This is a genomic window from Streptomyces longispororuber (assembly GCF_014656095.1).
Lineage (GTDB): Bacteria > Actinomycetota > Actinomycetes > Streptomycetales > Streptomycetaceae > Streptomyces > Streptomyces longispororuber.
Genome location: NZ_BNBT01000216.1, coordinates 1 through 10,404, shown reverse-complemented (window position 1 = coordinate 10,404; position 10,404 = coordinate 1). Strand labels below are relative to the sequence as shown.

The 10,404-nt window shown below is 74.8% G+C and carries 14 protein-coding genes; 3 read left to right on the top strand and 11 right to left on the bottom strand.

Annotated elements, in window-relative coordinates; all coding sequences use genetic code 11:
• Positions 1–182: 182 nt before the first annotated feature.
• The 3 genes from IE330_RS35955 to IE330_RS35945 all read left to right on the top strand — a co-directional run bounded on the left by IE330_RS35955 (position 183) and on the right by IE330_RS35945 (position 3,003).
• On the top strand, positions 183–1,670 hold the full coding sequence (locus IE330_RS35955) for a bifunctional phosphatase PAP2/diacylglycerol kinase family protein (RefSeq protein ID WP_190140385.1): 1,488 nt from the start codon (positions 183–185) through the stop codon (positions 1,668–1,670).
• Between the two features lie 223 nt (positions 1,671–1,893).
• On the top strand, positions 1,894–2,733 hold the full coding sequence (locus IE330_RS35950; RefSeq protein ID WP_190140384.1) for a methyltransferase domain-containing protein: 840 nt from the start codon (positions 1,894–1,896) through the stop codon (positions 2,731–2,733).
• Positions 2,734–2,817: 84 nt separating this feature from the next.
• Complete coding sequence (locus IE330_RS35945; RefSeq protein WP_190140383.1) at positions 2,818–3,003, top strand: hydrophobic protein; 186 nt, start codon at positions 2,818–2,820, stop codon at positions 3,001–3,003.
• A gap of 68 nt (positions 3,004–3,071) precedes the next feature.
• Here IE330_RS35945 and IE330_RS35940 read toward each other — a convergent pair whose 3' ends face one another.
• The 11 genes from IE330_RS35940 to ligD form a co-directional block, all read right to left on the bottom strand.
• Entirely contained in the window at positions 3,072–3,335 is a 264-nt protein-coding gene (locus IE330_RS35940) for a gas vesicle protein K (protein ID WP_190140387.1), read from the bottom strand.
• A gap of 260 nt (positions 3,336–3,595) precedes the next feature.
• Complete coding sequence (locus tag IE330_RS35935) at positions 3,596–3,823, bottom strand: gas vesicle protein (RefSeq protein ID WP_190140382.1); 228 nt, start codon at positions 3,821–3,823, stop codon at positions 3,596–3,598.
• Positions 3,820–4,698: a GvpL/GvpF family gas vesicle protein gene (locus tag IE330_RS35930; RefSeq protein WP_229926166.1), complete on the bottom strand. Its 879-nt coding sequence runs from the start codon at positions 4,696–4,698 to the stop codon at positions 3,820–3,822. Before IE330_RS35930 ends, IE330_RS35935 begins: the two co-directional genes overlap by 4 nt.
• The gene (locus IE330_RS35925) at positions 4,676–5,059 is read right to left on the bottom strand and encodes a gas vesicle protein (protein ID WP_190140381.1); all 384 of its coding nucleotides are present in this window, start codon (positions 5,057–5,059) and stop codon (positions 4,676–4,678) included. The genes IE330_RS35930 and IE330_RS35925 overlap by 23 nt, the downstream gene beginning before the upstream one ends.
• Positions 5,056–6,390 (bottom strand): SRPBCC family protein, encoded by a 1,335-nt coding sequence (locus tag IE330_RS35920; protein WP_190140380.1) that lies wholly within the window; start codon positions 6,388–6,390, stop codon positions 5,056–5,058. Before IE330_RS35920 ends, IE330_RS35925 begins: the two co-directional genes overlap by 4 nt.
• Positions 6,383–7,096, bottom strand: a complete 714-nt coding sequence (locus IE330_RS35915; RefSeq protein ID WP_308439075.1) for a DNA primase — start codon at positions 7,094–7,096, stop codon at positions 6,383–6,385. The genes IE330_RS35920 and IE330_RS35915 overlap by 8 nt, the downstream gene beginning before the upstream one ends.
• A 5-nt stretch (positions 7,097–7,101) precedes the next feature.
• On the bottom strand, positions 7,102–7,395 hold the full coding sequence (locus IE330_RS35910) for a gas vesicle protein GvpG (protein ID WP_190140378.1): 294 nt from the start codon (positions 7,393–7,395) through the stop codon (positions 7,102–7,104).
• 9 nt (positions 7,396–7,404) lie between these two features.
• On the bottom strand, positions 7,405–8,163 hold the full coding sequence (locus IE330_RS35905; protein WP_190140377.1) for a GvpL/GvpF family gas vesicle protein: 759 nt from the start codon (positions 8,161–8,163) through the stop codon (positions 7,405–7,407).
• On the bottom strand, positions 8,160–8,594 hold the full coding sequence (locus tag IE330_RS35900; protein ID WP_190140376.1) for a gas vesicle structural protein GvpA: 435 nt from the start codon (positions 8,592–8,594) through the stop codon (positions 8,160–8,162). The genes IE330_RS35905 and IE330_RS35900 overlap by 4 nt, the downstream gene beginning before the upstream one ends.
• Positions 8,595–8,842: 248 nt before the next feature.
• Positions 8,843–9,160, bottom strand: a complete 318-nt coding sequence (locus IE330_RS35895; RefSeq protein WP_190140375.1) for a gas vesicle protein GvpO — start codon at positions 9,158–9,160, stop codon at positions 8,843–8,845.
• A 57-nt stretch (positions 9,161–9,217) separates the two neighbouring features.
• Entirely contained in the window at positions 9,218–10,183 is a 966-nt protein-coding gene (gene ligD / locus IE330_RS35890) for a non-homologous end-joining DNA ligase (protein ID WP_373314817.1), read from the bottom strand.
• Positions 10,184–10,404 lie beyond the last annotated feature (221 nt).

Sequence of the window (10,404 nt, the reverse complement as noted above, 5' to 3'; positions counted from 1 at the left end):
GGGCGTGGCGGGGCGGCGAAGTCGGTCGGCGGGGCGCGGCGGGGCGTGGTGGGGCCCCGCCACGGGGCCCGCGGTGGGGCCCGCCGTGGCCGTGGGGCCGCCGGGTGCGAGGGTGGGGGCCGCTCGGGGGCCGTGGGACCTTCGGCCCGTTGCTCGGGGCGTTCACCGGGTACCCGAGGGGCATGACCGCTGACGCCCAGCTTCCGCTGCCCCCCGCCCGCGGGCCCAAGGCCCGCCTCGTCTCCCTGGACTGCCGGGTCTTCACCGCCGTGGCCGAGCAGCACTGGCCCGGTGCGGACCAGGTGCTGCCCCGGCTGAGCCGTGCCGCGAACCACGGCGTCCTGTGGTTCGCGGCGGCGGCCGGACTCGCGGCGACCCGGCGGCCGCGGGCCCGCCGCGCCGCCGTGCGGGGCGTGGCGTCGCTGGCCCTGGCGTCGGCGACGATCAACACCCTCGGCAAGCGGTCCGTGCGCCGGGCCCGGCCGATCCTGGACGAGGTGCCGCTGATCCGCCGGCTGAAGCGGCAGCCGGTCACCACGTCGTTCCCCTCCGGCCACGCCGCGTCCGCCGCGGCCTTCGCCACCGGCGTGGCGCTGGAGTCGCGGGGGCTGGGCGCCGCCGTCGCGCCGCTCGCGGGGGCCGTCGCGCTGTCGCGGGTCTACACCGGCGTGCACTTCCCCAGCGACGTGCTGGCGGGCGGCGCCCTGCGCGCGGGCGCCGCGTACGCCGTGCGCGGCCTGGTGCCGACGCGGTCCCAGCTCCCGCCGCCGGGCCGCCCGCGCCGGGAGGCGCCCGCGCTGCGGGACGGGCGCGGCCTGGTGGTGGTCGTGAACGAGGGCGCGAAGTCCCCCGAGCGGGTGCGCCCGCTGCTGGCCGCGCTGCCGCTCGCCGAGGCCGTGTACTGCGAGCCGGGCGACGTGGCCGCGGAGCTGGACAAGGCGGCCTCGCGCGCGCAGGCCCTCGGGGTCTGCGGCGGCGACGGCACCGTCAACGCGGCGGCGGCCGCCGCCCTGCGCCACGGCGTCCCGCTCGTGGTGCTCCCCGGCGGCACGCTCAACCACTTCGCGCAGGACCTGGGCGCGGAGGACCCGCTGGAGGTGGCGGCCGCGGTCGAGGCGGGGGACGCGGTGGCGGTGGACGTGGGGCGGTTCAGCGCCCGCCGCGGCGACGGGTATTTCCTCAACACCTTCAGCCTCGGCGTCTACCCGGAGCTGGTGCGCGAGCGCGAGCGGTGGTCGTACCGCATCGGCGGCTGGCCCGCCGGGGTCCTCGCCGCCGCCAACGTGCTGCGCGCGCACCGCAAGCCGCTGCGCGCCGAGTTCCAGGGCACCGAGCGGGCGCTGTGGCTGCTGTTCGCCGGCAACTGCGTGTACAACCGCTGGGGGCTCACGCCCGCACGCCGGTTCGACCTCGCCGACGGGCTGCTCGACGTCCGCATCGTGCACGGCGGCCGCCGCCCGGCCGCCCGGCTGCTCGCGGCCGCCCTGACCTCGCCGGTGGAGCGCTCCCCCATCCAGACCGCGATCCGCCGCCGCAGGCTGCGCGTGGACGGCCTGGAGCCCGGCACGATGATCGCGTACGACGGCGAGATCATGCCGGTCGAGGGCGAGCTGCTGATCGAGAAGCTGCCGGAGGCCCTGACGGTGTACCGGCCCTCCCTGGCGCTGTGAGCGCACGCTCCCGACGGCGGGGGCGGCCCCTGTGCACGGCTCGTACGAGCGGTGCACAGGGGCCGCCGCATGTCCGCAGGCCCGCAGGCCCGCATGGCCGCATGGCCGCATGGCCGCAGGCCCGCATGGCCGCAGGCCCGCACGCCTGCATGTCCGCATGCCTGTTCGTCCACCATGTGATACGCGAGTCTCACCATGCGGCCGAGCGGCGTAGAGTCCCGGCATGTCACAGCGCCCCGCACACAACTCCCCGGGTTCGGCCGAGACCGCCGTCTACACGCACGGCCACCACGAGTCGGTCCTGCGGTCCCACACCTGGCGCACCGCCGCCAACTCGGCGGCCTACCTGGTGGGTGCGCTCCGGCCCGGGATGCGGGTCCTCGACATCGGCTGCGGCCCCGGCACCATCACCGCCGACCTGGCGGCGCTGGTCCCGGGCGGACACGTCGTGGGGGTCGACCGGGCCCCCGGCGTCCTTGACCTGGCCCGCGCGACGGCGGCGGAACGGGGGGTGGCGAACCTGGAGTTCGCCGTGGGCGACGTGCACGCCCTCGCGTACCCGGACGGCTCCTTCGACGTCGTCCACGCCCACCAGGTGCTCCAGCACGTCGGCGACCCCGTACGGGCCCTGCGGGAGATGCGCCGGGTCTGCGCGCCCGGCGGCGTCGTGGCCGCGCGCGACAGCGACTACGCGGCGATGACCTGGCACCCGGGCTCGTCCGGCCTCGACGACTGGCTCGACCTGTACCGGCGGGTGGCCCGCGCCAACGGCGGCGAGCCGGACGCGGGCCGGACCCTCAAGTCCTGGGCCCTCGCGGCGGGTTTCACCGACGTCACGGCCGGGGCGGGCACCTGGTGCTACAGCACGCCCGAGGAACGCGCCTGGTGGGCCGGGCTCTGGGCCGACCGCACGGTGGCGTCCTCGTACGCCCAACGCGCCGTCGAGGGCGGCCACGCCGACGCGGAGCAACTGCGCGCGATCGCCGAGGCCTGGCGGGAGTGGGGCCGCGCCCCGGACGGCTGGTTCGCCGTGCTGCACGGGGAGGTCCTCTGCCGCGGCTGAGCGCCGGCCGACGCGGGGGGCAAGGGGGACGCGGAGGTGTGAGCGGGCCTTACGGGGTCACCCGGCCGTCGGGAGGTAGACGCCATGGTTCCCCTTCTTCTGGTCCTGCTGCTGGTGCTGGTGCTCGGCGTCGCCGGGTTCGCGGTGGAGGTGCTGTGGTGGCTCGCCGTCGCGGTGCTCGTCGTCTGGCTGCTCGGCTTCCTGCTGCGGGGCGCGCCTCCCGGCGCGTCCGGCGCGAGTGGGACGAGGCCTCGCTGGTACCGGTGGTAGCCGCGAGCCGCTCGGCAGCGCGAGGCCGCAGGTCACGTAGGTGAGGTGCCGGGGCCCAGCCTCGTGGCTCAGTCCCTCGGCAGGAGCGGTCCCAGCGGTCCGAGGTCCAGGTTCAGGTCCTCCGGCCGCAGCCCGTAGTGCTCGCGCAGCTCCGTCATGCGCTCCTCCAGGAGCATCAGCGTCAGGCCGATCCGCTCCTCCTGCTCCTCCGAAAGCTCCCCGGTGTCGAACCGGCGCAGGGCCTGACGCTCCATGAGCTGGCGCAGCAGCTCGACGACGGTGAGGACGAGGGCGACGAGGTCGCGCTCCACCGTCTCGGGCGCGAGGTCCAGCGGACGGCGGCCCGCGTGCGAGGAGCGATCGGCGGCGTGCGCGCCGGTAGCCGGCTCGGCGGTCGGCTCGGTGGGCGGATTCGCTTCCGCGTGCGCCCCCGTATGCGCCTCCGCGTCCGTCCCGGCGCCGGTCGTCGTGTTCGCCTCCGCACGCACCCCGGCCCCGGTCTCCGTACTCGTCTGCGTGCGTGTCTCCGTACTGATCCCGGCGGCGCCGGTCCCCGCGCGGAGGTGCGTACCGGTCTCCGTGGTCACCGGCCTCATCGGCTCTCGCCTCCCGTCCCGTACTCGTACTCGGCGGTCGGCCACGGTGACGGCACGTTCTCGCCGACCGTGCTGATCAGTGCCTTCAGGTCGATGCGTACGAGGTCCACGTCCGCGATGCGCAGGGTCAGGTCACCGGCGATGACCACGCCCCCGGCGAGCAGCCGGTCGAGGAGGTCGACGAGCGCGATCTCCCGGGTGTGCAGCGGCTCTGTCGCCGTCATGCCCGCTCAGCGCTCCTCTGCCCGGCCGGGTGCGCGGGGCCCGCCGGGGCCGTCCGGGCCGCCGGGTCCGCCGGGCTGTCGTCGGAGGCGTCGTCCGGGTCGTCGGTGAAGGAGTACGCCGCCCAGGGGCCGGTCACCTCCACGCGCAGGCCCGGCTGGCTGCCCTCGGTGCGGCCGATCAGCTCCAGGAAGGCCTCGGCCCGCTCGCGCGGCACGAGGTAGGCCCCGTTGAGGACGTTCCGCCCGGCGCCCGACTCGGCGAGGGCGGGGCTCTGCGGCGGGTGCAGCCGGGTGGCGGCGGCGGACCGCGCCAGCTCGGCGCGGAGCCGCCGCGCGAACTCGTCGGCCCGCGCGGCGGCCACCTCGCCCGCCGTGCGCTGCGCCCTGCGCTGCCGCAGGTAGTCGCGCCCCGACGCGGGCGGGCCCGACGGCCGCGGCGCCCCGGCCGCGGCCTTGTCGGCGCCCGGGGCGAGCCAGACCTTCACGCCCCACTCGATGTGCCCGTCGATCCGGTCCAGGATGCGGTGGAGCCGCTCGTTCTCGCTCTCCAGCATCGCGCGGACGCCGCTGTCGTCCCGGAACACGGTCGCGAGCCGCAGCGGCAGCGGGCAGGTGACGGTGGTGAGCGCGGAGATCACCTTCTGGTGCGCCCGGGCCGTCCCGGCCAGCCAGTCCAGGTCCTCCAGGTGCGCGCGCAGCGGCTCGTGCCCGAAGTCCCGGGCCGGGACGGAACCGACCACCGCGACCAGGCCCTTGTGGGCCACCTGCCGCGGCGGGGCGTCCGCGACCCCGGTGAGGTCGGCGTGCAGCGGCCCGGGCAGCGGGCGGCACACCGCGTAGACGTAACGCAGCTCATCGGTCACGTTCGTGCTCACCACTCCCACGTTCCTCCACCTCGGCCGGCGCGGACGTCGCCTCGCCCCGGCCCGGCGCCAGTTGCTCGAGCTGCTCCAGGCGCCGCTTCAACTCCGCGTTCTCCCGCGCCAGTTCGGAGCGGCGCGCACCGCTGGACAGGGACGGGTCGTCCTCCCACCAGTCGATGCCCATCTCCTTGGCGCGCTCCACCGAGGCGACGACGAGCCGCAGCTTCACGGTGAGCAGCTCGATGTCGAGCAGGTTGATCCGGATGTCCCCGGCGATGACGACGCCCTTGTCCAGGACGCGCTCAAGGACGTCGGCCAGGTTCGTGCCGCCTTCCTGGCCGAACGGCTGGGGCATGCGGCTGGGGGTCGTCATCGGCGGCTCCGGGCCGGCACCGGCTCCTCCGCGTCGACGTCGTCGGCGTACTCCTCGTCGTCCTCGACCTCGTCGTCGACGTCGTCCTCGACTCCGCGGTCGCCGTCGATGTCGTCCTCGACGTCCTCGGGCTCGTCGACCTCGTCGGGCTCGTCGGCCTCGTCGCGCTCGTCGTACTCGGCGGCGGGCGCGTCGGTGTCCTCCTCGGCCTCCTCGTCCGCCTCCTCGGACTCCTCGGGCTCCTCCGCCTCGTCCGCGTACTCGTCCTCGGGCTCGTCGGCGTAGGTGTCGTCGTCCTCGTGGTACGCGACGTCCTCCGCGTCCTCCTCGGGCTCGACGCCCTCCTCGTCCTCGGCCTCCGCGTCCTCGGAGTCCTGCGAGTTCCGGGCCCCCCGGTCGTCCCGGTCGCCCTCGCCCCGCCGGCTGTCCCGGTCGTCGCGGTCGTTCCGGTTCTCCTCGTCGCCCTGGTCGTCGTCGCCCCGGTCGTCGCCCTGGTCGTCGTCGGAGGACGCGGACCGCAGCGTGACGTGGCGGGCGAAGTGCTTGAGGTCCAGGCGGGCCCTGCGGCCCTGCGCGCGCCAGAGGTTGCCGGTGCGCTCGAACAGGCCCTTCGGGTAGTACTCGATGATCAGCACGACCCGGGTCAGCCGGTCGCCGAGCGGGTGGAAGGTGACCACGCCCTTGGTGGTGCCCTTGGCGCCCTCCGCCGTCCACGCGAGGCGCTCTTCCGGCACCTGGTCGGTGAGGTGCGCCGTCCAGCTCCTGCTGGACCAGAAGATCTTGAGCTTCCACTGGGACTCGGTGTCGCTCACCTCGGTGGCGTCCTGGACGCCCTTGGTGAAGGTGGCGAACTCCTCGAACCGCGTCCACTGCTCGTACGCCTCGCGCACGGGCACGCCGACGTCGACGTACTCCAGGATCACGGTGGGCTTTTGGCCGCTGCCGCCCTTCTTGCCCTTGCCGCCGCGGGCGCTGTCCAGGGCCCCCTTGAGGGAGTCGGTGACGGCGTCCTTGACGCGGCTGCCGCCGATCTCCACGGCGCTGCGCAGCGGGCCCTTGCCCGAGGCCAGCTTGCGGCCGCCCTCCAGGGCGACGCGGGCCAGGCCCGGGCTGCGGCCCTCGGCCATGTCGTTGAGCTTGACGGTGGCGTCGCCGAGCCTGCGGCCGACGCCGACGAGGGCGCGTTCGGCCTGGGCCATGAGGTAGGCCCGCGCCTCGTCCTTCAGGCGGTCGGCGGCCGGCCCGTGCAGGGCGTCGCTCAGCGCGCTCCCCGGCCCGGACCCGTCCCCGGAGCCCGTGGCGCCGCGGTGCTTGTCGCGCGTCTCAGGCATCGTCGCCCCCCTTCGCCCGCGTGGTCGCCCGGGCGGTCTTCTTGGCCGGGGTCCGCTTGGACGTCGCGCGCTGCGCCGTCTTCGTGCCCTTCGCGCTCTTGGAGGCGGTCCGCTGCTGGCCGGTGCGCGAGCCGCGGGTGCCCGACGCCTGCTTCTTGCGGGGCGCGGCGCTCCTGCCGCCCTGACGGCCGGACTCCTCGTCGTCGTCCTTGCCGTCCGCGCCGTCGTCCGCGCCGTCGTCCTTGGCGCGGCCCTTGCCGGTGGCCGCCCGGGTCGCCTTGCCCGCCGCCGACCGGGTCTTCCTGGCCGCCGTGGGGCCCTTCCGGCCGGTGTCCTCGTCGGACTCGGCGGCCTCGGGCTCGTCGTCGGGCTCGTCGTCCTCGTCACGGCCGGGGACGACCCCCGCTATGCGGTCCTGCACGTTCAGGGTGCGGTCGTGCAGCCGGTCCGCCAGGGACTCGATGCGCTTGTCGAGCAGCGAGCCGGTCGCCGCCTTGCCGACGCCCCGCAAGTCCTCCCGCAACTGGTCGCCGATCTCCTTGAACTGCGGGTTCTTCTCCAGTTGCTCGCTCACCGCGCGAGCCAGGGAGGCGGGGCTCAGCTTCATGCGCCTGCCCGCGACCATGGTGCCGACGGCGAAGGCCAGTTTGGCCTTCTTGGTGCGGCCCAAGAGGTACCCCGCCCCTACGGCGAGGCCCACTGCCATACGGTTCATCGTGTCGCCGTCCTGTTCTCCGGCTGGTCCGCCGTCTGGTTCTCCGGCGCTGCCTGCTGCTGTTGGACGCCGTAGCCGAGCCGGGTGAGCAGCTCGTCCTCACGGCGGTCGAACTCGGCCTCGTCGATCTCGCCCGCCTCCAGTTGCCGGGTGAGGCGGGCGAGTTCGGCGCGGATGGCCGAGGGGTCGTAGTACTGCCGCTCCGCCTCCGCCGTGACCTGGCGGATCGCCCAGAGGGCCCCCCGGGCCGGCGCCAGAGGCAGCGCGAGCAGTTCACCGATGAGCCCCATGGGCCGGGCTCACCGCGCCTGTGCCGCGTCGGCGGCCGGCCGGGCCGGGCCGAGGTCGACGAAGCTGTACGGCGGCAGCGGCCCGTTCACCCGCACGTCCAGGTGCGGCTGCGTCTTGCGCAGCTCCTCGACGGCGGCGACGAAGCCGTCCGCGGCGTCACGGCGTACCAGGAACGAGTAGTTGGCCAGCCACCCGGAGCCCTCGGGCCCCTCGCTGACCGCCTCGGCGCACGGCTCCAGGGCACGGCGCACCTCGATGCCGTCACCGGCCTCGCGGGCCTGCACGGCGTTCGTCAGCCGCTCGCCGAGCTGCAGCTTCTGCTCGTACGTGCCGCCGCCCGCGGCGCGGTTGGCCTCGGCCATGGCGCGCAGCTCGGGGTTCTCGGCGAGCACCTGGTGCAGCACGGCCTGCTCGTCGTGCGCGGCCTTCACGTTGTACTCGGCCTTGCCCTCCAGGGCGCGCAGCCGCTCCTCGTAGTGGTCGGCGAGCTCGTCGAGGACGTCGAGGACCGCCTGGTCGTCCTGCGCGAGGCTGCCGAAGCGCATCGGCAGGACGGGGCCGCCCGCGCCCGCCTCGTCCAGGACGCTCTGGTGGGCGAGCAGGTCGCGCCGCTTGGGGCGCAGGTCCTCGGGGCTGTCGCTGACGAGCGCGGCGAGGTTGCCGTGCCGCAGGACGCGCACGGGCCGCTCCGGGTCGCCGATGCCGCCCATGCCCTCGGGCAGCGCCGGGTGCCCGGTGTGCGTGATGCCGTAGATGTACGTGGTCACTCCTGCTCCTCCTTCCGGGCTCGCGACGTCGTGCGGCGGGACCGCTTGGCCGGCTCCTCGTCCCCGGAGCGGCTCTCCTCACGGGCCTGCTTGAACGCGTCCGACACGGTCTGCGCGGCGCCGCTGAGCGCACCCTTGGACTTGCCGCGCGCGCCGGACTCGGTGATCTCGCCGACCATTTCGGGCAGGCCGGGGCTCTTGTTCGGCCCCGACTCCAGGTCGAGGCGGTTACAGGCCTCGGCGAAGCGCAGGTAGGTGTCGACGCTGGCGATGACGACACGGACGTCGACCTTGAGGATCTCGATGCCGACGAGCGAGACGCGCACGAACGCGTCGATCACGAGCCCGCGGTCGAGGATGAGTTCGATGACGTCGTACAGGCCACTGGTACCGCCTGAGCCACCGCTCTGCTGTGCCGGGACGACGGTCATGGCGACCAGTCCTCCTTGCTTTCGCTAGGGGTCATGGATGTCTGAGTGGGTCGGATCGCTGGGTGTGTGTGGATGTCTGAGCCTTTGACGGATGTCGATGATGTGAAGAACCCCGAAGAAGTGCGGGGGTTGAACGGGGGATGTGGAATCTACGTATGCACGCAATGCCGGAACGTATGCGCGGGGCGCGGAGGTTGTTGTGCGGAGCGGCCGCACACGGGGTCTCCCGGGGCCCCGCGGGCCGTCCGTCAGCCGCCCCGGTGCGGGTCGGCGCGGCCGCGCTCGTAGCGCCGCACCCGCCGGTAGCCGGTGAGGTCACCGCCCGGCTCCAGGGTCACGGCGTACGTCGCGAGCAGGCTCATGGTGTCCGGCACCCGCGCGAGTTCCAGGACCTCGACCTCCAACTCCCAGCCGTCCTCGGTGCGTTCGAAGGACGAGACGGACTCCGCGGTGAGGCCGGTGAGTTCGGTGAGCTGTTCCCGCGCGTGGCGCAGCACCTGTATGGGGCCGGGCGCGCCGTCGGCCTGGGCGTTCGGCTTGTCGGTCTTGCGAGACGTGTCCGTCATGGCCACCTCCTGATTCGAGTGACCGCGTACTGCGGCGGCAAACCTCCGTGTGCCCCGTTACGCGCCGCGTAGTGCCCGCAGCTTGCGGCGGGCCGGACCGAGCGCGCGCGGTGAACGCAGCAGCCCGGCCCAGGGGTCGGCGCGGGCCTGCTCCAGGGCGTCGGCCAGGGCCCAGCGGGCGGCGTGCGTGGCGGGGTCGTCGAGCTGTTCCCAGGCGATGGGCACGGCCACGGGCGCGCCGGGCCTGGCGCGGACCGAGAAGGGGGCGACGGCGGTCTGCGCGTACCCGTTGCGCTGCACGTCGAGGTAGAGCCGCTCGCCGCGGTCCTTCTTGCGGGCGGCGGTCGTGAGCCGGTCGGGGTGCGCGGCGGCGAGGAGTTCGGCGACCTCCTTGGCGAAGTCGCGGACGTCGTCGACGTGGTGGCGGCCGTTGACGGGCACGACGACGTGCAGGCCGCGCGAGCCGGTCGTCATGACGGCGGAGGGCAGGCCCACCTGGTCCAGGAGTTCGCCGACCAGCCGGGCCGCCTCGCGCACCGGGCCGAACACCTCCTCGGGCGTGCCCTCCCCCGCCGGGTCCAGGTCGAACACCATGCGGTCGGGCCGGTCGATCCGGCCGGCCCGGGACAGCCAGCGGTGCAGGGTGACGCAGGCCTGGTCGGCGAGGTACAGGAGGCTCGCGCTGTCGTCGCAGACGGTGTGCGTGACGGTGCCGCCCTGCTTGGGCACCTCGGCGCGGGTGATCCAGTCCGGGTAGTGGCCGGGCGTGTCCTTCTGCATGAAGCGGGGTCCGGACAGCCCGTCCGGGTGCCGCTCCAGCATCAGCGGACGGCCGCGCAGGTGCGGCACCATGAACGGGGCGACGGACCTGTAGTAGTCGAAGAGGTCGCCCTTGGTGTACGTCCCGCCCCGGTCACCGGTGGCGTCGCCGTCGGGGGCGCCGGGCAGGAACGGCTTGTCCGGGCGGTGCAGTGCGACGGTGCGACGGCCCGCCCGCACGGTGCGTGTGCTGCTGCTCATCATCGCCTCCTTGTCGTACGGGGTCCGCGTACGGGGTGGACGGACGGCGCGGTGTACGCGCGTGCGGCGGACGGGGCTTCGGCTCCCACGGCTCCCTCGGCCCTCGCGGGGCCGGTGTCGGCGGCCGGTGTCGGCGGCCGGTGTCGGCGGCCGGTGTCGGCGGCCGGTGGAGGGTGTTCACCGGCGGCGCGGGGTGCGCGGCCGCCGCGTCCGGCGGCCGCTCC

What these genes read in the sequence shown, in the direction of transcription:
- IE330_RS35955 (WP_190140385.1), top strand. Translation starts at nt 183, where the DNA reads ATGACCGCTGACGCCCAGCTTCCGCTGCCCCCCGCCCGCGGGCCCAAG.
- IE330_RS35950 (WP_190140384.1), top strand. Translation starts at nt 1,894, where the DNA reads ATGTCACAGCGCCCCGCACACAACTCCCCGGGTTCGGCCGAGACCGCC.
- IE330_RS35945 (WP_190140383.1), top strand. Translation starts at nt 2,818, where the DNA reads ATGGTTCCCCTTCTTCTGGTCCTGCTGCTGGTGCTGGTGCTCGGCGTC.
- IE330_RS35935 (WP_190140382.1), bottom strand. Translation starts at nt 3,823, where the DNA reads ATGACGGCGACAGAGCCGCTGCACACCCGGGAGATCGCGCTCGTCGAC.
- IE330_RS35925 (WP_190140381.1), bottom strand. Translation starts at nt 5,059, where the DNA reads ATGACGACCCCCAGCCGCATGCCCCAGCCGTTCGGCCAGGAAGGCGGC.
- IE330_RS35920 (WP_190140380.1), bottom strand. Translation starts at nt 6,390, where the DNA reads ATGCCTGAGACGCGCGACAAGCACCGCGGCGCCACGGGCTCCGGGGAC.
- IE330_RS35915 (WP_308439075.1), bottom strand. Translation starts at nt 7,096, where the DNA reads ATGGCAGTGGGCCTCGCCGTAGGGGCGGGGTACCTCTTGGGCCGCACC.
- IE330_RS35910 (WP_190140378.1), bottom strand. Translation starts at nt 7,395, where the DNA reads ATGGGGCTCATCGGTGAACTGCTCGCGCTGCCTCTGGCGCCGGCCCGG.
- IE330_RS35900 (WP_190140376.1), bottom strand. Translation starts at nt 8,594, where the DNA reads ATGACCGTCGTCCCGGCACAGCAGAGCGGTGGCTCAGGCGGTACCAGT.
- IE330_RS35895 (WP_190140375.1), bottom strand. Translation starts at nt 9,160, where the DNA reads ATGACGGACACGTCTCGCAAGACCGACAAGCCGAACGCCCAGGCCGAC.
- ligD (WP_373314817.1), bottom strand. Translation starts at nt 10,183, where the DNA reads ATGATGAGCAGCAGCACACGCACCGTGCGGGCGGGCCGTCGCACCGTC.